At 67.2% G+C, this 20,789-nt stretch carries 20 protein-coding genes; 11 read left to right on the top strand and 9 right to left on the bottom strand.

Annotated features, from left to right (window positions below; genetic code table 11):
• Positions 1 to 61: 61 nt before the first annotated feature.
• Both AC1DS6_RS01560 and AC1DS6_RS01555 read left to right on the top strand, forming a co-directional pair.
• Positions 62 to 421 (top strand): Zn-ribbon domain-containing OB-fold protein, encoded by a 360-nt coding sequence (locus AC1DS6_RS01560; protein ID WP_441634256.1) that lies wholly within the window; start codon positions 62 to 64, stop codon positions 419 to 421.
• A gap of 97 nt (positions 422 to 518) precedes the next feature.
• Positions 519 to 2,624, top strand: coding sequence for an acetate--CoA ligase family protein (locus AC1DS6_RS01555; protein WP_477101793.1), 2,106 nt, complete (start codon positions 519 to 521; stop codon positions 2,622 to 2,624).
• A 36-nt stretch (positions 2,625 to 2,660) separates the two neighbouring features.
• Here the strand turns inward: AC1DS6_RS01555 and AC1DS6_RS01550 are convergent, their stop codons facing one another.
• The 5 genes from AC1DS6_RS01550 to AC1DS6_RS01530 all read right to left on the bottom strand — a co-directional run bounded on the left by AC1DS6_RS01550 (position 2,661) and on the right by AC1DS6_RS01530 (position 7,563).
• Positions 2,661 to 4,223, bottom strand: a complete 1,563-nt coding sequence (locus tag AC1DS6_RS01550; RefSeq protein ID WP_477101873.1) for a sulfite reductase subunit alpha — start codon at positions 4,221 to 4,223, stop codon at positions 2,661 to 2,663.
• A 125-nt stretch (positions 4,224 to 4,348) separates the two neighbouring features.
• The gene (locus AC1DS6_RS01545; RefSeq protein ID WP_441634252.1) at positions 4,349 to 5,356 is read right to left on the bottom strand and encodes an FAD:protein FMN transferase; all 1,008 of its coding nucleotides are present in this window, start codon (positions 5,354 to 5,356) and stop codon (positions 4,349 to 4,351) included.
• Between the two features lie 122 nt (positions 5,357 to 5,478).
• Positions 5,479 to 6,303, bottom strand: coding sequence for a DUF4198 domain-containing protein (locus tag AC1DS6_RS01540; RefSeq protein WP_441634250.1), 825 nt, complete (start codon positions 6,301 to 6,303; stop codon positions 5,479 to 5,481).
• A 26-nt stretch (positions 6,304 to 6,329) separates the two neighbouring features.
• Positions 6,330 to 6,854: a DUF2271 domain-containing protein gene (locus AC1DS6_RS01535; RefSeq protein ID WP_441634248.1), complete on the bottom strand. Its 525-nt coding sequence runs from the start codon at positions 6,852 to 6,854 to the stop codon at positions 6,330 to 6,332.
• A gap of 73 nt (positions 6,855 to 6,927) precedes the next feature.
• Positions 6,928 to 7,563: a PepSY-associated TM helix domain-containing protein gene (locus AC1DS6_RS01530; protein ID WP_045236487.1), complete on the bottom strand. Its 636-nt coding sequence runs from the start codon at positions 7,561 to 7,563 to the stop codon at positions 6,928 to 6,930.
• Between the two features lie 282 nt (positions 7,564 to 7,845).
• On the opposite strand from AC1DS6_RS01530, the gene AC1DS6_RS01525 reads away from it, so the two are divergent.
• From AC1DS6_RS01525 to AC1DS6_RS01490, 8 genes are all read left to right on the top strand, one after another.
• Positions 7,846 to 8,169: a metalloregulator ArsR/SmtB family transcription factor gene (locus tag AC1DS6_RS01525; RefSeq protein ID WP_441634245.1), complete on the top strand. Its 324-nt coding sequence runs from the start codon at positions 7,846 to 7,848 to the stop codon at positions 8,167 to 8,169.
• Positions 8,170 to 8,177: 8 nt separating this feature from the next.
• Positions 8,178 to 8,612: a YeeE/YedE family protein gene (locus tag AC1DS6_RS01520; RefSeq protein ID WP_441634243.1), complete on the top strand. Its 435-nt coding sequence runs from the start codon at positions 8,178 to 8,180 to the stop codon at positions 8,610 to 8,612.
• A gap of 1 nt (position 8,613) precedes the next feature.
• Positions 8,614 to 9,045: a DUF6691 family protein gene (locus AC1DS6_RS01515; protein ID WP_441634241.1), complete on the top strand. Its 432-nt coding sequence runs from the start codon at positions 8,614 to 8,616 to the stop codon at positions 9,043 to 9,045.
• A 148-nt stretch (positions 9,046 to 9,193) separates the two neighbouring features.
• The gene (locus AC1DS6_RS01510; RefSeq protein ID WP_477101792.1) at positions 9,194 to 10,012 is read left to right on the top strand and encodes a c-type cytochrome; all 819 of its coding nucleotides are present in this window, start codon (positions 9,194 to 9,196) and stop codon (positions 10,010 to 10,012) included.
• A gap of 219 nt (positions 10,013 to 10,231) precedes the next feature.
• Positions 10,232 to 11,788 (top strand): methyl-accepting chemotaxis protein, encoded by a 1,557-nt coding sequence (locus tag AC1DS6_RS01505; RefSeq protein ID WP_477101791.1) that lies wholly within the window; start codon positions 10,232 to 10,234, stop codon positions 11,786 to 11,788.
• A 663-nt stretch (positions 11,789 to 12,451) separates the two neighbouring features.
• Positions 12,452 to 12,898 carry a ferric iron uptake transcriptional regulator gene (gene fur, locus AC1DS6_RS01500; RefSeq protein WP_276286337.1) on the top strand — a complete coding sequence of 149 codons (447 nt, stop codon included), beginning with the start codon at positions 12,452 to 12,454 and terminating at the stop codon, positions 12,896 to 12,898.
• A gap of 97 nt (positions 12,899 to 12,995) precedes the next feature.
• Positions 12,996 to 13,262 (top strand): hypothetical protein, encoded by a 267-nt coding sequence (locus tag AC1DS6_RS01495; protein ID WP_441634296.1) that lies wholly within the window; start codon positions 12,996 to 12,998, stop codon positions 13,260 to 13,262.
• An 828-nt stretch (positions 13,263 to 14,090) separates the two neighbouring features.
• Positions 14,091 to 14,900 (top strand): MipA/OmpV family protein, encoded by an 810-nt coding sequence (locus AC1DS6_RS01490; protein WP_441637123.1) that lies wholly within the window; start codon positions 14,091 to 14,093, stop codon positions 14,898 to 14,900.
• Between the two features lie 30 nt (positions 14,901 to 14,930).
• Here the strand turns inward: AC1DS6_RS01490 and AC1DS6_RS01485 are convergent, their stop codons facing one another.
• A complete protein-coding gene (locus tag AC1DS6_RS01485) occupies positions 14,931 to 15,857 on the bottom strand; it encodes a DMT family transporter (RefSeq protein ID WP_051647945.1) in 927 nt (308 codons plus the stop codon).
• Between the two features lie 372 nt (positions 15,858 to 16,229).
• Here AC1DS6_RS01485 and AC1DS6_RS01480 point away from each other — a divergent pair, with 372 nt between their 5' ends.
• Entirely contained in the window at positions 16,230 to 16,547 is a 318-nt protein-coding gene (locus AC1DS6_RS01480; protein WP_035858983.1) for a PadR family transcriptional regulator, read from the top strand.
• Positions 16,548 to 16,830: 283 nt separating this feature from the next.
• On the opposite strand, the gene AC1DS6_RS01475 is transcribed toward AC1DS6_RS01480, so the two are convergent.
• The 3 genes from AC1DS6_RS01475 to AC1DS6_RS01465 are packed head-to-tail and all read right to left on the bottom strand — an operon-like array spanning position 16,831 to position 20,749.
• Entirely contained in the window at positions 16,831 to 17,850 is a 1,020-nt protein-coding gene (locus tag AC1DS6_RS01475; RefSeq protein WP_477101790.1) for a putative 2-aminoethylphosphonate ABC transporter substrate-binding protein, read from the bottom strand.
• A gap of 53 nt (positions 17,851 to 17,903) precedes the next feature.
• Positions 17,904 to 19,652, bottom strand: a complete 1,749-nt coding sequence (locus tag AC1DS6_RS01470; protein ID WP_441637128.1) for a putative 2-aminoethylphosphonate ABC transporter permease subunit — start codon at positions 19,650 to 19,652, stop codon at positions 17,904 to 17,906.
• Entirely contained in the window at positions 19,649 to 20,749 is a 1,101-nt protein-coding gene (locus tag AC1DS6_RS01465) for a putative 2-aminoethylphosphonate ABC transporter ATP-binding protein (RefSeq protein WP_441637130.1), read from the bottom strand. Before AC1DS6_RS01465 ends, AC1DS6_RS01470 begins: the two co-directional genes overlap by 4 nt.
• Between the last annotated feature and the right edge of the window lie 40 nt (positions 20,750 to 20,789).

The following is a 20,789-nucleotide window of genomic DNA, read 5'->3' as shown; positions in this document are numbered from 1 at the left end:
CGCAAGCGGGAGAGGGGAGCGAACCAGCGCTGCATTTGGTGCACTCGCCAAGGACATTGTCATGAGCACAGACCATCCCTACCAGGCAGGCCTGGACGCCGGCCTCGTGCGTTACCAGGCGTGCGAGGATTGCGGCGCGTGGCAGCCGCTGCAGCGCCACGCGTGCCGCGCCTGCGGCAGCACGCGGCTGGCCTGGCGCGATGCGGGCGGCGGCGCCACCATCCATTCCGTCACCGAAGTCTCACGCGCCCCTACTGAAGAATTCCGCGCGCTGGCGCCTTACACACTGGTGCTGGCCACACTCGACGAAGGCCCGCGCGTCATGGCCCATGCCGAGCCTGGCGTGACCATCGGCGAGCGCGTGCGGGCCGCCTTCATGCGCCACGGCGAACGCACGCTGCTGCGCTTCCGGCGCGAGTAGCCGCATCGCATGACGTAGCCGCCCTGCTGGCGGGCACGATCGCGCTTGCCGCCGTGCTGCCGGCGCCGCCCGGCCTTAGCTTTTGGATCGCATCATCATGAACCAGACCTTGCAAGCCTTGCTGGCACCGCGCTCGATCGCGGTGATCGGCGCTTCCGACCATATCCACAAGATCGGCGGCCGTCCCATCCACTACATGCGCGAGCATGGCTACGCCGGCAAGCTCTACCCGGTGAACCCGCAGCGCGACACCATCCAGGGACTGCAGGCCTTTGCCTCGCTCGATGCGCTGCCCGAGGTGCCCGAACTGGCCATCGTCGTAGTGAGCGGCGATGCGGCGGTATCCGCGGTGCGCGATTGCGCTCGCCTTGGTGTGGCCGCCGCCATCGTGATTGCCTCGGGCTTCGGCGAAGCCGGCGAGGAGGGCCGCCGCCAGCAGGACGAAATGGTGCGCGTCGCGGCGGCTGCCGGACTGCGCCTGGTGGGGCCGAACAGCCAGGGCCTGGCCAACTTCGGCACCGGCACCATTGCCAGCTTCTCCACCATGTTTATCGAAGTGCCGCCGCAGGATGGCCCGGTGGCCGTGTTGAGCCAGAGCGGCGGCGTCGGCGCCATGGTCTACGGCCTGCTGCGCGGACAAGGCATCGGCGTGCGGCATATGCACGCCACCGGCAACGAGGCCGACATCACGGTGAGCGAACTGGCGCTGGCCGTGGCGCACGATCCCGATGTGCGGCTGATCCTGCTCTACCTGGAAGGCCTGACCGACCCCGCGGTGCTGGCCGAAGCCGCCGCGGTGGCGCGCCGGCGCGGCGTGCCCATCGTGGCGGTCAAGGCAGGCCGCTCCAGCGCGGGGCAGCGCGCGGCGGCATCGCATACCGGCGCCATCGCCAACGAGGACCGCGCGGTGGGGGCATTCCTGGCGCGGCACGGCATCTGGCGCGTGGACGACGCGCACGCGCTGGTGCGCTGCGCGCCGCTGTACCTGCGCGGCTGGCAGGCCAGCGGGCGGGGGCTGGTGGTGGTGAGCAATTCCGGCGCGAGCTGCGTCATGGCCGCCGACGCCGCCGAGCCGCTCGGCCTGTCGCTGGCACCGCTGGCGCAGGCCACGCAGGCGGCGCTGGGCGCGCGGCTGCCGGGGTTCGCGTCCACCGCCAATCCGGTCGACGTCACCGCTGCCCTGCTGACCAACAGCGGACTGTTTGGCGACGTGCTCCCCGTGGTGGCGGCGGACCCCTCGGCCGACCTGCTGCTGCTCGATATCCCTGTGGCCGGGATGGGCTACGACCTGCCGCGCTTCGCCCGCGATGCCGCCAGCTTTGCCGACAGCGCCGGCAAGCCGATTGCCGTCGCGGCATGGCAGGCCCCGGTGGCGGCCGCCTTCCGCGCCGTCAACGTGCCCGTGTACACGAGCGGGGCCGAGGCGCTGGCGGCCTTCGCGCAACTGGTCACGCACCAGCAGCGGCTGCGCGACATCGCCACGGAAGACACGCTGTTGCAGGCGCGCCAGCCGCCGGCTGCGGGGGCCGTATCGCGTGTTGCCGGCCACACGCTGAGCGAGGCGGCGAGCCTCGCGCGGCTGGCGTCGGCCGGCTTCCCGGTGGTGGCGCACCAGCTGTGCCACAGCGTGGACGAGGCCGTCGCGGCGTGGCGCGCGCTGCAGGGGCCGGTGGCCGTCAAGGCTAGCTCCCCACAGGTGCCGCACAAGAGCGAACATGGCCTGGTGGCGCTGAACTGCAATGACGAGCACGCGGTGGCGCATGCCTATCTCGCGCAGACCGGCATCCTGGAAACGCTCGGCGCGGCTTGCGAAGGCGTGGTCGTGGCGCGCATGGAGCGCGGCCAGCGCGAATGCATGGTGGGCGCGCACTGGGACCCGGTATTCGGGCCGGTGGTGCTGGTGGGCGACGGGGGCAAATACGTGGAGGTGCTGCGCGACACGGCGGTACTGCTGGCACCCTGCACCGAAGCCGCGGTGGAGCGCGCCGTGGCCGGCTTGCGCATCGCGCCGCTGCTGGCGGGCGTGCGCGGCGAACCTGCCGTGGACGTGGCCGCGCTGTGCCGGATCGCGGTACGCGTGGGCAACCTGATGCATGAGGCGAACGGCGCGATCCGCTCGGTCGATCTCAACCCGGTGATGGTGAGCGCGGGCGGGGCGGTGGTGGTGGATGCGCTGATGGAGGTGACGGCGGACACCGCCTGACAGGCCGGCATGGCGCTGCCGTGGCCCGATCCGCCTTCAGTAAACGTCGCGCCGGTAGCGCCCTTGCTCCCCCAGTTGCAGCAGCGCCTCTTCGCCCAGCACCTCGGCGAGCGCCTCGTTGACGCCGCCCGCCATGCCCTGCAGGCTGCCGCAAACGTAGATGGCCGCGCCCGCCCCGACCCAATCCCGCACTGCGCCGGCCAACGCGCGCACCGCGTCCTGCACGTAATGCAGGGCACCGCCGTCGCGCGAGAACACCAGATCCATCCGCTGCAAGACCCCTTCGGCCTGCCATGCGGCAAGTTCATCGCGGTGGAACGCGTCGTGCTGCGCGGTGCGCTCGCCGAACAGCAGCCAGTTGCGATGATGGCCAGCCGCTGCGCGCGCCTTGAGATGCGCGCGCAGGCCAGCCAGGCCGGTGCCATTGCCGATCAGGATCAGCGGACGGCCGTCGGCGGGCGGATGAAAGCCGCGGTTGGTGCGGATACGCAGCGCAATGCCGGCGCCCGGCTGCGCATGCGCGGTCAGCCAGCCGGAGGCCAGCCCGAGGCGGCCATCGTCATGGCGCTGCTGGCGCACCAGCAGTTCCAGCCGCCCGTCCTGCGGGATCGAGGCAATCGAATACTCGCGGTGCGGCAGCAGCGGCAACGTATCCACCAGCCGCTGCGGCGTCACCCCGGCAAGTGCGGCAAGATGCGGCTCGGGCAGGACGATGCGCGTGGCCAGCGCTTGCGCCAGCGTGGCCGACACACCGTCGCAGCGCACCGGCGTGGCGCCGTCCAGCGACAGCCTTGCCAGCATGCGTTCCACTTCGGCCGGCGCGTGGCAGGGGCCGATCTCGGCGATGTCGCCGGCTTGCCATGACGGCGCCTCGCCCGCCGGCGGCACCAGCGCCAGGTGGAAGGCCGGCGAGCCGGGGCTGCCCGGGTTGAGCAGGCGGCGCTCGTGCAGCAGCCATTCGGCGTAGCGTGGCTTTTCCCAGTCGGCGATCTCCGCGCCGCCACTGAGTGCGCTGAGGTGGTTCTGCCAGTGGCGCAGCGCGCCGGCGTCGCCGTTGTCGACCTCCACCATGTCGAAGAGCGCTTGCGCGTGCTGCCGCTGCAGCCATGCCGACAGCGTGTGGCCAAAGGCACAGAAATGGGCATAGCTGCGGTCGCCGAGCGCGAGAATGCCGTAGCGCAGTTCGCGCAGGCCGCCGGGGCCGGCCGCCGCCGTCAGCCGGCGCGCGAAGCCCGACGCGCTGTCGGGCGCATCGCCCTCACCGGTGGTGCTGACCACGAACAGGGCCTGGCGGCAGTTGCCAAGCCGGCCGGCGTCCAGCTCGGCGAAGGACAGCAACTGCGCGGGCACGCCGGCATCCTGCAGCGCCTGCGCGGTCTGCAGCGCAAGCTGCCCGGCAAACCCGCTCTGGCTGGCGTAGGCCACCAGCGTGGCACCATCCCTGGCTTGCGCCAGCAGACCGGCGCGCGCGTGCCGGCGGCGATGCCGGGCGATCACGGCCGCGCAGAACCCGGCGTAGGCGATGACCACGCCGGCGGCCATGCCCGCGCGGGTCGGCGCGAAGAAGGCGAGGGCCAGACCGGCGAGGCCTGCCAGCATGCCGAGCGCGGTTGCGATGCGGATGGCGCGCATGTGCCGCTCGGCGCGGCTGACGTGGTTCTGCGTGCGCGCGCTCTGCGCGGCGGGCGCTTCGGCCGGTAGCGAGGCAGCGGTATCCGGCGGACTCATGACAGCATGGCCTCGAAAGCCGGTGACAGGCGTTCGTCGAAGCCACCGCTATGGCGGATCAGGAAGCGCGCGGCCAGCGCATGGCGGCGCGCGAACACCATGCCGGCCTCCGGCCCCAGCACGGTCAGCGCGGTGGAGAACGCATCGGCCAGCATGCATTGCGGGTGCAGCACCGTGACCGAGGCTAGCGCATGGCTGGCCGGATACCCGGTGCGCGGGTCCAGCGTGTGGGCGTAGCGGCGCCCTTCGCTGTCGAAGTAGCGGCGGTAGTCGCCCGAGGTGGCGACCGACAGGCCATGCAGCGCGACCAGCGTCTCGTGGCCTGCCGCGCCGCCGCCGGGCGGCGTTTCCAGCGCCACCCACCACGGCAGCCCGTCGGGCTTGACGCCGCGGCCGCGCAACTCGCCGCCAATCTCGACCAGGTGGCTGCCGATGCCCTGCCCGGTCAGGTAGCGCGACACGGCGTCCACCCCGAAGCCCTTGGCGATGGCGCAGAAATCCAGCCGGAGGCCGCCCGGCTGCCGCACGCGGCAGCCGGCCTCGTCGAACGCGATACGCTGCCACCCGCACAGCGCGTGCGCCTGTTCGATCTCGGCCAGCGCCGGCGCTTCGCTGCGCCGAGGCGCCGGGCCGAAGCCCCAAAGGTCCACCAGCGGCCCCGCGCTGGGATCGTAGGCACCGCCGCTATCGCGCGCGACTTGCAGCGCGGCTTGCAGCACGTTAAAGCAGTCGGCCGGCAGCACCTGCCAGTCGCCCGCCGCGGCGCGGTTGAAGCGGCTGAGGTCCGAGGTTTCGTCCCAGTTGCTCATCTGCGCGATCACGCCGGCCAGCACGGCACGGATGCCGGCGTCGAGCGCGTCTTCGCCGATGGCGCCAGGCGGCGCGGCCCATGCTACCGACCATGTGGTGCCCATGGTCTCGCCCTGCCGCCGGCAAACGCGCGCCGCCGCATCGGGCGTGGGCGGGGCGGCGCCAAGCGAAAGGGGAACGAGGACACGCTGCATGCGGGTGAACCTGGAAAGACGATGAAAGCGAAACTACGGGAACACAAAAAGCGCACCGGCGGCCCGGGGCTTGCGCCGCCAGCCGGACGAAGGTCCGGCTGGCGGCCTGCTGTCGACAGCGATTACTGCGGCAGCACCTCGACCGTGGCCGCGTAGCTGGCGCGGCGTGTCTTGGCTTCCTTGACCGCGACCTTGTCGTCGCGGACCTCGGCTTCCATCCAGTACATGCCCGGCGCCGGCCACTTGACGCTGAACTTGCCGTCGGCGTCGGTGGTGAACGACATCTCCTGCAACTGGTCGCGATAGCGGATGCCGCCCGGCACCACCGCCACCTTGACGTTGCCGGCGGGCTTGCCGTCGAGCAGCAGGCGGAAGCTGGCGGCATCGCCCGCGACCAGGTCGTTCGGGTGCGTCACCGGCGCCAGTTCCAGCCCGCGGCCCGTAGTCTGCAGCACCTTGGCGGTCGGCTTGCCCGCCGTGACGAAGGCTTCCAGGCGGCTGTCGGCCTGCGTCACCTGCAGGTCCTGCGCGCCGGCCGGCACCTCCCTGGCGAAGGCTTCCGCCGAACCGCGCCAGCGCTTGGCCTGGCCATCCACCTTGTAGCTGGCGAACAGGCCGTGGCTGACCATGGCTACCTTGTAGGTGCCCGGCTGGGTCAGGTGCACGTCGAAGGTGCTGCGGTAGCGGCCCGTGCTGGCGTTCTCGACTTTCGCCGCGGCGCCGTCCGGCGCGGTCACGGCGAGGTTGTCCAGGCGCAGCGGGACGTGTTCGAAGTAGAACAGGTCGTTCGACACGGCTGCGTCGACCGTCACCCACGGGTCGCTGCCCGAGAGCACGGTGGCCGACGGCAACAGCCACTGGCGGTGTGCGTGAGCGGCCAGCGGCATCAGCGCGGCGAGAGCCAGCACGGCGGCCCGGACGGGCAGTTTGGTGGCGAAAGTCTTCATCGTCATGCTCCTAGGGAATGGGGGGCTCAGGGCTTCAGGTCGACCGAAACGCCACCGAGTTCATGCTCGCCTTTTGCCTTGGCCGAGGCGGCGGCCTTCGGCGGCCATGCAAAGGGCACGCGCAGCAGTTCGCGACCACCGACCTCGCGGGCGGCTTCCACCACGAGCTGGTAGTCGCCAGCGGGCAGCTTGCCCAGCGGTGCCTTGGCATCGGTGAAAGTGAGCGTGTGCTCCCCGGCTGCGCGCGTGGCGCCGGAGATGCCATCGGCGGGCATCTGCATATCGCGCCCGGCCTTGCGCCACCACTGGCGCATGTCCTTGAGCCACTTGGTGCCTTCGCCATCCTTGTGCTTGACGTCGTACCAGACCGCCAGCGTGGCGGCCGGGCTCTGGTCGGCCCGCTCGATCCACATCGAGACGTAGGGCCGGTGGTACTCCGCCACGTTCAGCCGCGGAATCTCTACCTTGACGTTCATTTCGGCCGCCACGGCCGGGCCGGCGAACGGAACCGCGGCCATGCCGGTAAGGGTGACGGTAAGCAATCGGCGCATAAACGGGTCCTCGTCTGTGAACTGTGAAACTGTGAAAGCGATCGTTAAAGGCACGGCTCGCTGGCGGTGCCGCTCAGTGGATGTACAGCAGGGCCAGCAGCAGCGGCACCACCAGGCCCAGCCCGACCAGCGGCCAGGTTGCCATGCGGCCACCGGCGTGCAGCTTGAGCAGGAACAGCCCGGTGATGCTGAAGATCAGGCAGGCCGCGGCGAACACGTCCAGGAACAGACTCCAGGCGCGGCCGGTGTTGCGGCCCTTGTGCAGGTCGTTCAGGTAGGAGATCCAGCCGCGCGTGGTCTTCTCGTACTGCACCTCGCCGCTGTCCAGCGCCAGGCTGACCCAGGCGTCGCCACCCGGCCGGGGCAGCGCGACGTAAATCTCATCGCCCGACCACTCGGCCTCGCGGCCGCCTGCGTCGATATCGAATTCCCGCGTGAGCCAGTCGCCGAGCGCCGCGGGCACCGGACCCTTGTCGGCATGCCGGGCCTGGCGCAAGGCAGCCGTCAGGCTGGCCGGCGCGGTCGCAGTGCGAGTGACCACTTGCGGGCGAGCCTCTATCTGGCCGGCGTGATTCAACGTAAAGCCGGTGACAGCAAACAGCAGCATGCCGATCAGGCAAAGCGCCGAGCTGATCCAGTGCCACTGATGCAGGTGCTTGAGCCAGAAGGCCCGCTGCTGCTGGCCTGCCCCCAGCGATGTTTCGGTCATGTCGATTTTCCGGCGCCCGGCAGCCTGTTTTTTCCTGGCGCCACACTTGTCAGCCTGCCTCAGCCGCCATGTTCCCCGGTCTCGGGTGGCGGCTTAAGCAAATAGGCGAAAGGATAATGGTTCTCATTTGAAACCGCAATGACGTGACGCATGGCAGGTGGTTACGTTCCATTACAGGCGCCTGCGATGGTGGTGGTCGCCTGCACGTTTGGACGCCACACACTCTATTCACAAACATTATATTTATCAATATAATATCAACATTGAAATTGATGGCAGACCATGAGCGAGAACCATCCCGCCATTGACCTTGGCACCATGCAAGCCGCTGCCGCGCAAGCCTGCGCGCTGCTCAAGGTGCTCGCCAATCAAGACCGCCTGCTGCTCATGTGCCAGTTGTCCCGGGGCGAGTTGTCCGTCGGCGAGCTGGAAGAACAGCTCGGCATCCGGCAACCGACGCTTTCCCAGCAGCTCGCCGTGCTACGCGAAAGCGGTCTGGTGACAACGCGCCGCGAGGGGAAGAGCATCTTCTATTCCATTGCCAGCCAGGAGGCGCTTGCCGTCATGGCTGTGCTGTATGAGCAGTTTTGCGCCAACACCAAGTAGGAGGCGGTATGTTGATTGACCTGGGTAATTTCACGCCTGCCTTATCGCTGGCCGGAGGGCTCATCATCGGCGCGGCTGCTGCCGTGCTCGTCCTGTTCAACGGCCGGATTGCGGGCATCAGCGGCATCGTCGGGGGTCTGCTCAGCTCGCCGCGCAATGACATGGCGTGGCGCGTGGCCTTCCTCGCCGGGTTGGTCGGGACTCCTGTCCTCGCCAGCCTGCTTGGCAAGCCGGCGACTCCCGACATTCAGGCCAGCTGGGGCGAAATCCTGGTCGCCGGCTTCCTGGTCGGCATAGGCACCCGCTACGCAAGCGGCTGCACGAGCGGCCATGGCGTGTGCGGTATCTCGCGCGGGTCCATGCGTTCGCTGGTCGCGACCATGACCTTCATGGCGGCGGGCTTCCTGACCGTCCTGGTGGGACGACACATGATTGGAGGCTGACATGAGCGCCGTCACTGCATTGCTGGCCGGCCTGCTCTTCGGCATCGGCCTGATGGTTTCCGGCATGGCCAATCCGGCCAAGGTGCTGGGCTTCCTCGACCTGGCGGGACGCTGGGACCCCTCCCTGGCCTTTGTGATGGCCGGAGCGATAGTCCTCGGCTCGCTCGCTTTTTTCATTGCCAAGCGCCGCAAGCGCTCGTTGCTGGGACTGCCGGTCCAACTCCCGGCCAGCACCGGGATAACGCCGAGGCTTGTCCTGGGCAGCACCGCGTTCGGCATCGGCTGGGGCCTGGCGGGCTTCTGCCCGGGTCCCGCGCTGGTTGCAATGGGTGCGGGCTATCCGAAGGCCGTGGGCTTTGTTGTCGCCATGGTGGCCGGCATGGTCGTCTTCGAGGTGGTTGAGCGAATGAAATCGGACATGCAACGGGCTTAGGCCCCGGGGCTCGCTGCAGCCTGGAGCCACCTGGGCTTGTTGATGACAACACTAGGCAAGTCATGAACAGATGGAGAGCACGCCAAGTGCAGATCCACAAAAATACAAACACAAACCCGTCGGCACACCCTTCCCGGAGGAGACACTCGTGAACACCATCAAACTTGGCATTGCGGCCATGGCCTTGCTGGCGGCAGTCAGCGCGCCAGCACTTTCGCAGCCGGCGACCGTGGCCATGCCCGTGCCTGATGAAGCATCGATTCCCAAGGGACCGATGGGCGATGCCATCAAGCGCGGCAAGGTGTTGCTGACGGACACCCATAAACAACTTCCCCGCAATGTCGGCAATGGCCTGAATTGCTCAAGCTGTCACCTCAATGCCGGGACAACGGCCTATGCGTCGCCCTGGGTGGGCCTCACCGGCGTCTTTCCGGAATACCGGTCCCGCAGCGCCAAGGTCAACTCCCTTCAGGAACGCATTAACGACTGCTTCCAGCGCTCGATGAATGGCAAGCCGCTTCCATTCGACTCGGCTGAGATGAATGCCATCCTGTCCTACATGAAGTGGCTCTCCACCGGAGTCCCGACTGGCACGAACGTGACTGGCAGAGGATTCGAAAAAATGGATACCTCGCTGGTGCCGGACCGTGTGCATGGCAAGGCGGTGTACGCAGCGCAATGTGCCTCCTGCCATGGGGCGGAAGGCCAAGGTACCAGGAACCCGCAAGGCGGCTACATTTTCCCGCCAGTCTGGGGCAAGGACTCGTTCAATGTCGGGGCCGGCATGGCACGCATGTACACGGCAGCCGCCTTCGTCAAACACAATATGCCGCTCGGCCAGGGCGGAACGCTATCGGCGCAGGATGCCGTGGATGTCGCGGCCTACTTCACCCAGCAGCCGCGTCCAGATTATGCGGGCAGGGCAAAGGACTGGCCCAAGGGCGACCGGCCGAAGGACGCCCGCTAAACGCGCCAGGCAATTGGCCCGTCCAACCGGGTCAAGTGCGCGAATATCCACGCCGTGAAAGGGATTGTGCGGCGACGCGCACGTGAGACATCCGATCGCCCTGAATCCCTTTCCACACCTGAGGAAATCCCCTAGCGCCATAGCGTCAAGTTTGCCTTCCGGTGCGCCGTTATCGCGGAGGAGTGGAGTCAATCCATATCTAAGAACCGGGGAGAAAAGATGCTGGAACGCCTGAGCCTGAGGAAGAAATTACTGTTGCCATTGCTCCTGAGCTGGGTCTGCCTGCTCGGGCTGACGCTGTGGGATGCCTGGCAGATGCGCGAGTTGCGGCTCGAAGAGAGGAAACTCGACCTGGCCCACGTCACGGATACCGCGCTGTCCGTCGTGCAGTCGTACGAGGCGCTGGCGCGCGGCGGCAAGATGCCGATGGAGGAAGCCCGGCAGCAGGCCATGGAGCGCGTGCGCGCCATGCGCTTTGGCGAAGACGGCTACTTCACGCTAATGCGCTCCGACGCGGTCGTGGTGATGCATCCATTCAAGCCCGAAATGAACGGCAAGAACATGGAGGACACCAAGGATCCGAACGGGACCTACCTGTTCCGGGAAATCGCCGCGATCGGCAAGAGCGTGGGACGCGGCTATGTGCACTACCTGTGGGCCAAACCCGGCGCCGAGGCGCCGCAGCCCAAGCTGAGCTACGTGGCGAACTTCAAGCCGTGGGACTGGAATTTCATCGCCGGCGTCTACCTGGACGATATCAATGCGGCATTCCGCCAAGCGCTGTTCAAATCCCTCGCCCTGCTGCTGGGGATCGGCACGCTCATGACCGTGGTGGTGCTGCGCATTGCCAGCGGCCTGCAGAAACAGCTTGGCGGAGAGCCTGCGCTGACTTCGCGCATCGCGGCGCGTATCGCGGAAGGCGACCTGGCCAGCGAAGTGCACACCGCCCCTGGCGACCAGCAGAGCGTGTTGTTCGCCATGCAGCAAATGCAAACCCGGCTGACCGGCGCGATCGGCAGCATCCGCGGCTCGGCCGATTCCATCGCCGGGGCGGCAAGGGAGATCGCCACCGGCAACGCCGACCTCTCGCGCCGCAGCGAGGAACAGGCGGCGTCGCTGGAGCAGACCGCGGCCAGCATGGAGCAACTCACCGGCACCGTGCGCCAGAGCGCGGATAACGCGCGCCAGGCCAGCCGGCTGGCCGAGGGCGCCTCGGAGATCGCGGTGCGCGGCGGCGCCATCGTGAGCAAGGTGGTCAACACCATGGGCGAAATCAAGACGGCCTCGGGCAAGGTCGTCGACATCATCGGCGTGATCGAAGGCATCGCGTTCCAGACCAATATCCTCGCGCTCAACGCCGCGGTGGAAGCCGCCCGGGCCGGCGACCAGGGCCGCGGCTTCGCGGTGGTGGCCGGCGAGGTGCGCAGCCTGGCCCAGCGCAGCGCCACCGCCGCCAAGGAGATCAAGGCCTTGATCGGCAACTCCGCGCAGCGGGTGGACGATGGCTCGGCACTGGTGGAAACCGCGGGCCAGGCCATGGACGAGATCGTGGAAGCCGTCAAACGCGTTACCGACCTGATGGGCGAAATGCGGGCCGCCACCGAAGAGCAGACCGGCGGCATCGAGCAGGTCAACCAGGCTGTCACGCAGATGGACCAGATGGCGCAGCAGAACGCCGCGCTGGTGGAGCAGGCGGCGGCCGCGGCGGCCTCGCTTGAAGACCAGGCCGATGCGTTGCACCGCGCAGTTGGCGCGTTCCGGCTCGCAGGCGCCTGAGGCCCGCGGGCCGTCACAAGGCAGTAGATAGCGGCGCCAGGAGCCAGCAAGCCCGGCGCCGCTAGCCGCGCATGCGTTATCGCGCGCTTCTCGTGCGCCGGGGACTTTCCCGCTGCCCGGTGCACGATTTTTGGCTCCCGCGCCCAGCCAGGGCTCACCCTGCCGCGCCCCGCCTGCTTTCGAAACAAGATGAAAATTTTCCTTGTAATGAGATTAATTCCCATTTACCATAGGTTCACTGTCTGACGCGGGGCAAGCAAAACGCTCCCCGGCGCGAGACAAGAAGGATACGAGCAAGGCCGGCGGCAAGTCCGCGGCAACCGAAATTTTGTGGTGTCGCAACGCGGCATCCATCACCGTCTTTTGTGGGGACCGCTCCGTACCGCGGAGCGTTTGGCAGTAGCCAGTCACCGGAGGATCGGGAAAGCAACCAGACCCCGCTTTCCCGATCGCCTCTTCGGCTGACAAGCCAAGCCATTTTTTTATTCCGCGAGCCGTGCCAGCACGGCTTGCAGCCGCGGGTGGCCTTCCTGCCGGGAAGCCGCCCGCCGCACTCTTACGGCACGCAATGGCGTACGTCAGCGCAAAGCGCGAGGCGGCGCGGCCGCGCCGGAGCACCTTCCTTTCCGATAGATGCGTCCGTTCCGGGCGCGAAGCCGCAGTATGCTGATGCCTCCCGACAGTATCGAACCCATTGACCTCAAGCGCGCCGGACTCAAGGCAACATCACCGCGCGTTCGCGTGCTTGAAGTCTTCCGCGCCAGCCCGCGCCGGCATCTCAGTGCCGAAGACGTCTACCGCATCCTGCTGGCGCAGGAAGTCGATGCAGGCTTGTCGACGATCTACCGCGTGCTTAACCAACTCGTGCAAGCCAATATCCTGCTACGCCACAGCTTCGAAGCCGATCATGCGGTATTCGAGCTCAATGAGGGCGGTCATCACGACCACCTCATCTGCGTAGCCTGCGGGCGCGTGGAAGAGTTTCGGGACGAAGCCATCGAAGCCCGCCAGCGTGAAGTGGCCACCGCCAATTCCTTTGTGCTGCGTGAACACATGCTGGTGCTATACGGCCTTTGCCCGGGATGCCGGGCCGACAAGGCGATCAACTGATACGGCCATCGGTTCCCCTGCTTCCGCCCCCGGAACCTCGGCCCCGCCCGGCCCCGCCCAGTCTGCTGTGAGCGCCGGCGAGCAACCGGAGTCCATGATGGATCGCCAGACCAAACCACTGCCCGAACTCAAACGCTTGCTTAACGACTGCCTGCGGGAGCAGCCTGGATGCCAAGGTTGCCAGTTGCACGCGGTGTGCTTGCACCGGCCTGACCATACCGGGTGCAACTGGAGCGCGGAAGTGGACTTTCCCGGGCGGAGCGAGGAGGAAGCCGTCAGGAGTTTGCCGCTGGCGCGGCGGGTGGTGGTGATGGTCAGGGAGAGGTTTAATGTTGAGGGGATCGGGGCGTTGGGGCTGGTTTGATGTTTTTTTGGTTCGGCTTCGATTTCGACTTCGACTTCGGCTGCATGACGTCAAAATCAACTTCAAAGGCTCAAAGTCAAAGGCAGTTTCACCACCCCTGCGGGGCGGCGACCTACTTTTTTGTCTTGCCAAAAAAGTAGGCAAAAAAGGCGCGCCGGATGGGGCGCCCCCCCTCGGGGGCGCTCCACACGACTACACCGAATCGTCGATCCGGCGATATCGCGCATCGTCGAAATCTCTCGGCTCTTCGGACGCCGAATTTCCTGTCTTCTCCCTTCCGTCTTTGTGCGCTAGCTGCCACTTGCAATCCGCTGGTTTGCTCACCCCAGCAACAAGGGAAGACGATCGCAGGAGCGAGCCGCCAAACCAACGATTGGTAGCCGTGTGGAGCGCCCCCAAGGGCGGGTCCGCACCCCAGCGCGATGCGAAGCGAGCCGTCAAGGTGTACCAGGCCGTATGGGGCGCCTCGTCGGCATGCAAAAAGAGCGGAAAAGAGGGGGCCATGTTTGAGTATCGCCTTAAGGCGATGCGAGTTTGGCCCCCGGCCGCTCTTTTTGTCTGCCGACGAGGAGGGGGTCGCCCCATCCGGCGCGCCTTCTTTGCCTACTTTCTTGGCAAGACAAAAAAGTAGGTCGCCGCCCCGCAGGGGTGGTGAAACTGCCTTTGACTTTAAGCCTTTGAAGTTGAAGTTAAGGCCCTCCCAAGTCCCAATACCCCAGCAAAAAACCAACACGATCCCCCCCGCCACGCCACCCCCACCACATCCAGCTAAAATCCCCCTGCCCCCCGCGCGCAGCGCGGCCCACAAACCGCTACCCCGCGCCCCCCATGCCCACCTACCCGGCGCCCCGCCACGCCCTCCTGGCTCTCGCCCTTTACCTGGGCACCACAGCCGCATGGGCCGCGCCCGAAATGCCCGACGTACCGGCTTCCACCGCTACCACCACCAGCAACTGGAAAATCTCCGCCGGCCCCGGCATCTACGTCGCACCGAAATTCCCCGGTGCCCGCGACTCGCTCATCTACCCGATCATCTACCAGGACATCGACTACAAAGGCCGCTTCTTCTCGCGCGGTTTCGATTTCCTAGGGATCTACGCCGTCAACAACGACATCTGGCAGGTTGGCGCGGATTTCCAGCTCGACCCGACCTGGCGCAAGAGCAAGGACGACAGCCGGCTGAACGGCCTGGGCGACGTCAACATGACCGTGCGGGCGCGGGCATTTGCGCAGGCACAGGTGTCGTTCGTGACCTTCTCGGCGGATGTCGCGCAGGATATCGCTGGCCAGGGACAAGGCCTGATCGCAAACGGCGACATACTGTTCAGCCTGCCCGCGGGTAAGTGGCTATTCACTTTGGGGCCGGGACTGACGTGGACCAACAGCAAGTACATGCAGACTTTCTTCGGTGTCACGGCGGACCAGAGCGCACGCTCCGGCTTGCCCACGCATGCCGTGGGGGCTGGCCTGCGCGAATGGCATGCGAATGGCATCGTCAGCTATGAAATCTCGCGCAACTGGTCCGCGCTGGGCTCGGTGACATTTGCACGGTTGCAGGGCGATGCGGCCAGCAGCCCTATCACCGAGCGGCGTCAGCAATGGACCGGCATGGGCGCGGTGACCTACCGCTTCCGCTAGCCGGCGGCCTTATGGCACGGCCCGCAGTCCTCAGGACCGGCCCGGCCCCGGCACTGCCGTGCCCCCGGCCGCGACCGGGGCGGTGGGCCGCAGCACCAGCCAGACGGCCAGCCCGATCAGCGCCCCGCCCGCCACATGCGCCCATGACAACTGCTCGCCAAGGAAAATGGCGCCCCAAACGATGCCGAACGGCGGGATCAGGAAGGTGACCGTCAGCGAGCGTACCGGTCCGAGGTCGGCGATCAGGCGGTAGTACAGGATGTAGGCGATGGCCGTGCAAAGCATCCCCACCCCGAGCATCGCCAGCCATACACCCGGCCCGGCAGCCGGCAACGTGTTTTCGCGCGCCAGCGCGATCGCGCAGAACGGCAGCAGGAACAGGCTCGCGCCAAACATGCTGCCAGTCGCCACCAGGCGGCTGTCCAGCCCGCCTTGCGCGGTGATCCAGCGCCGCGCAAGGAAGCCGGCCAGGCCATAGCAGGCGGTAGCCACCAGGCAGGCGGCGGCGCCGAGCATCACCTGCGGCGAAAACGCCACCGGACCGGTGCGGGTCAGCACCGCGACGCCGGCCACACCGAGGACGACCCCGCCGGCCTTGGGTAGCGTCAGGCGTTCGCCAAAGCACAGTGCGCCGATCAGGACACCCATCAGCGGCGTCATCGCATTGAACACTGCCGAGTAGCCCGCCGGCAGCCAGAGTGCCGCGAACGAGTACATGACGAAGGGGATGCCGGAGTTGATCACGCCCAGCGCCATGACCTGCCGCAACTTGCCCCGCATATCCCAGCGCACGCGCATAAGGGCCAGGCAGACCGCAAGGGTGATTGCGCCGATCAGTACACGCAGGAAGGCCGCGGTCAGCGGGCCGAGCACCGGCGCCCCGATCCGCAGGAACAGGAAACTGGCGCCCCAGATGGCGGCAAGGCTAAGCAGGCGAATCAGGTCTGCGGGTTTCATGTGAGGGCATCGAGGATGGTGTGCACGGATTAAACCCCGCAGCCGAAGTGGCCGCAAGCTGGTTTCGGACATCTCCCTGCCTGAAACAGGCGCCACGGCAAGGCACTGGAAACAGGCAAAAAAAGTGCCGCACAAGGCTCTCGCATGTAAGATTGCAACGTTCATACCCTACTGATGAGGGGACGCCCACATGTGGTACGTGACAAGTCGTATTTAGTTATTTTAAAATCTGATCTGCGCCAGAGTTAATTGACCCCTCCGACGCATTCCCGACAAGCCGCCACTCACGTGGCGGCTTCTTTTTTTGCGGCGCACGGTTCACAACTATAAATCAACGTCAACCGCAACGGGAGATGCCGCGTTTGCAGCGTCATGAAACGACAGTTCCTTGGCTTGCTAGCCCGCATCTACGTCCTCCAATTTGCCGTCGAGGTGCCGGCCACCGTGGCCATGCTGGCCGAGATGCTGATGGAGTACGGCTTCCAGGTCGACATCGGCACCGTCCGCCCCTTGCTGCGTGCCTTGCAGATGGAAGGCTATCTCGAGAGCGTCCTGCGCGACGGCATTGGCCGCGTCTACCTGATCACGGAGCGTGGCCGGGAAGAGCTGCAAAGCAGCCGCGCCCACGTCGACGATCTCCACCGCCGGCTGCACTCCCGCAACAATCCTTCGGAAATCTCCCACAGCTGATTGCCCCGGAGGCCGGCCAACGATATTGGCCGCCCCCTGGCGCCGCCACAGCCCGGTGTCGGCGCGAGCCCGTACGGGCTTCTCCGATCGCGTTTCCCCCGTACACGTCCCCCCCGCAAAATCGCCCCATGCAGGATCGCTTCGCCGCAATGCTGCATGCGATGCATAACGTACCCGTTTCTGCGTGAGGCAACATGCTTCGCGTCAATGAAGACGGCCCGGCGAGGCCGGCGCGCGGTTGCACCGGCCGCACCGGGCCTGCTGACTGACCGCTCTTGCTGGCTTACTTCTTCTCTGCCTTGCCTTCGTAGCGCTTGCTCCATTCGGCGAGGATGCGATCGCGATTGGCGCTGGCCCAGGTGAAGTCGTTCTTGATCAGGCGCTTCTCGTAGTCGGCCGGCAGCAGCGGATCCGGCTTGGCGATGCCCGGAATGGCCAGGACCGCGAAATTCTTCTCGTACAGCGCCATGGCCTCGGACGAGGCGGAGAAGTCGGCGAGCTTGCGCGCGGCGTCCAGGTTCCTGGTGCCCTTGATGATCGCGGTGGCCTCGATGTCCCAGCCCAGTCCTTCGGCGGGCAGCACGATATCGATCGGCGCGCCTTCCTTCTTGGACTTCATGGCGCGGTATTCAAACGCGATGCCGATCGGGAACTCGCCCTGGGCGGCCATCTTGCAGGGCTTGGAGCCGGAGTGCGTATACAGGCCGATGTTCTTGTGCAGGGCGTCCATGTAGGACCAGCCCTTCTGCTCGCCCATCATCTGCAGCCAGGCGCTGACATCCAGGTAGCCGGTGCCCGACGACGCCGGGTGCGGCATGACGATCTTGCCCGCGTATACCGGCTTGGTCAGGTCGGCCCACGACGTGGGCTTGGGCAAGCCCTGCTTCTGTGCCTCGATCGTGTTGAAGCAGATCGCCGCGCCCCATACGTCCATGCCGACCCATGCCGGCGGGTTGGCGGCGCTGCGGTATTGCGCATCCACCGCGGCCAGGTTCTTGGGCGCGTAGGGCTGCAGCATGCCTTCCTTGTCGAGGATGGCGAGGCTGGAGCCCGCCAGGCCCCACACCGCATCGGCGCGCGGCGCGGCCTTCTCGGCCAGCAGCTTGGCGGTCACGATGCCGGTGGAATCGCGCACCCACTTGATCTCGATCTCGGGATTGGCTTTTTCGAAGGCAGCCTTGTAGGCGGCAATCTGGTCGGCTTCGAGCGCCGTGTAGACTGTCAGCACGGTGCTGGCATGGGCGGCGCCGGCCAGCAGCGAGAAGGCGGCCACAGCGGTGGCGGTGCGGAACAGGTGAGGCATGGTTTCTCCTTGGGATGCGTGTCTTGGTGTCGGGCAAACAGGGTTGGCAGGTCTCAGCCTTGCGGCGCGCGCCAGGCTTGGGTGCGCCGCAGCCAGCCGCGCGCGGCGCCCATCAGCAGCAGGCAGGCCAGCGCGGAGGTCAGCAGGATCAGCGTGGACATGGCCGCCGCCGGCGCGGTGTCGCCGGCATCGTCCATGTTCAGCACAGAAATGGCGGCCAGCACGGTATCCGGGCTGTAGAGGAAGACCACGGCGGACACCGTGGTCATCGCCGAGACAAAGAGGTAGCGGAAGATATCGATCAGTGCCGGCAGGCAAATCGGCACCGTCACGCGCCAGCAGGTGACCAGCGGCGCCACGCCGAGCGAGAGTGCCGCGGCTTCGAACTCCGCATCGAGCTGGCGCAGCGCGGCGGCGGCAGTGAGATGGCCCGTGGTGTAGAAGTGCGCCACGTTGCAGATCACCAGCAGCGTCATGGTGCCGTACAGCGTGTGCAGCGGATTGGACGGCGCGTTGAAGAAGAACACATAGCCCAGCCCGAGGACCAGGCCGGGCACCGCCATCGGCAGCACAAAGCCTGCCCGCAGCACGCCATGCAGCCAGGCCGGCCCGCGCGTGCGTTCGGTCAGCCAGGCGCCGAAGAAAATCGCCAGCGTGCCCGCCAGCGCGGTGAGCGCGGCCAGGCGCAGGCTGTTGCGGTAGGCCAGCCAGCCGCCGCCGTCCATATTGTCGAAGTCGTAGTGCGCCAGCGTCAGCTGCAGGTTGTACGGCCACAGCTTGACCAGCGAAGCGCCCACCGCCGCGGCCAGCACAGTCAGCAGGAGCGCCCCGGTCACGATCACCACGAGCGTGCAGCAGGCGTCGCGCAGCGGGTCACGGCCAGGCACATAGACCTGCGCGCGGCTCGACATCTGCGCGCGCTGGCGGCGCTGCATGGCGATATCCACACCGAAGGTCAGCAAGGCCGGCAACAGCAGCAGCATGCCGATCAGCGCGCCGCGCGCGAACTGCTGCTGGCCTACTACCGCCTTGTAGGCTTCCAGCGCCAGCACCGGGTAGCCGCCGCCCACCACCTTGGGCACACCAAAATCCGTCACTACCAGCGTCAGTACCAGGCAGGCCGCGCCAAACAGCCCGTGGCGGGCCCCTGGCAGCGTCACCGTCAGGAACGTCCGCCACGGCGAAGCGCCCATCGCGCGCGCGGCCTCGTACAGGCGCGCGTCTGCCAGCGAGAGCGCCGCGATCAGCACCATCAGCGCGTGCGGAAAGGTGTAGAAGGCCTCGCCCAGCACGATGCCCCAGAAGCCATAGATGCCGCCCGCGCCAAACGCGCCTTTGAAAATGCCCTGGTTGCCGAACAGGTAGACCAGCGCGATGCCCGGCAGCAGCGAGGGCGCAAACAACGGCAGCAGTGCGATGCCGCGCCACAGCGGCTTGAAGGCGATACGCGAACGCTGCAGCGCATAGGCAAAGCCGAAGGCCAGCGGCACCACCAGAGCGGCCACGGTCAGGGAGACGGCGAGACTGCGCCCCAGCAGCGGTACGAAATTGGGATTGGCTGCAAGCTCCGCCATGCGCGCGGGAAGGGCCCAGTGCCCGGCCTCGTCGAACCAGGCTTGTCCGAACAGCGCCAGCAGCGGAAGCGCCAGCGCCACGGCCAGCGCTGCCAGCCAGAGCCATTTCATCGCGGCGGGCGCGCCGTGGGCGATGCGGTCCGCCAGGCTGCCGGCGCCGCGCGCGCGGCTGGCGATGGTGGCAGCATCGTTCGCTTTGGCGGCGGCCACGGGCAACGCGCGCGTCATGCGAACACCTGCAGCGCCTGGCTCGGCAGCGACACCCAGAACTTGTGGCTGCCCTGCGCCGGCAGCAGGTGGCGTTCCTCGCGCAGTACGTCGGCGAACAGCGTGATGCCCGGCAGGCGATCGGCCTCCAGCATCAGGCGGTAACGGCTGCCCAGGTAGGTCTGGTCAACGATGCGCGCCAGCAAGCGGTTAGGCTCGCCGTCGGCAGGGTGCAGCCGGACCGCTTCCGGCCGGCAGCACAGGCGAACGGCGCCATCGGCGACCTCGCCGGCGCGGGCCGGAGAAACCGCCAGCTCAAGCTCGCCCACGCTGAAGGTGTCGCGCCCGCTGAGCCGTCCCGCCAGCCAGTTGGCCTGCCCGATAAATTCAGCGACGAAAGGCGACGCCGGGCGCTCGTAGATTTCGCCGGGCGTGCCGACCTGGGCGATGCGCCCGCCCTCCATCACGGCGATGCGGTCCGCCATCGCCATGGCTTCTTCCTGGTCGTGCGTGACCATCACGGTGGTGATGTTCAGGCGGCGCTGCAACTGGCGCAGTTCCAGCCGCAGGTGCTCGCGCACGCGTGCGTCGAGCGCCGACATCGGCTCATCGAGCAGCAGCAGCGAGGGCGCCGGCGCCAGCGCGCGCGCCAGCGCCACGCGCTGCTGCTGGCCGCCGGAGAGCTGCCCGGGAAACTTGCGCTCGCTGCCGGCCAGCCCCACCAGCGCCAGCATTTCACCGACGCGTGCCTCGCGATGCGCGCGCCCCATGCCGCGGCCCTGCAGGCCGTAGGCTACGTTCTGCGCCACGGACAGGTTGGGAAACAGCGCATAGGACTGGAACAGGATGCCGTAGTCGCGCGCTTGCGGCGGCAAGCCGGTCAGCTCCCGCCCGCCGGCGTGGATGCGCCCACCGTCTTCACGCTCCAGCCCGGCGACGATCCGCAGCAAAGTGGTCTTGCCGCAACCCGACGGGCCGAGCAGGCACAACAGCTCGCCTTGCGGCACCGACAGCGAAACACCATCCAGTGCCTGGAAACCGCCTGCCCCGCCGAAACGCTTGCCTACCCCTTCGATCGCCAGGAACGCGCGCTCCGGCACGGACTCACCTGCTTGCATGAACAACCCTCTGCGCTTTGGTAACAGCGGGCAGCATAGG

The organism is Cupriavidus sp. 05L310 (assembly GCF_056398185.1).
The sequence above is the reverse complement of the archived record's forward strand: the minus strand, read 5'-3'. Positions and strand labels throughout refer to the sequence as shown.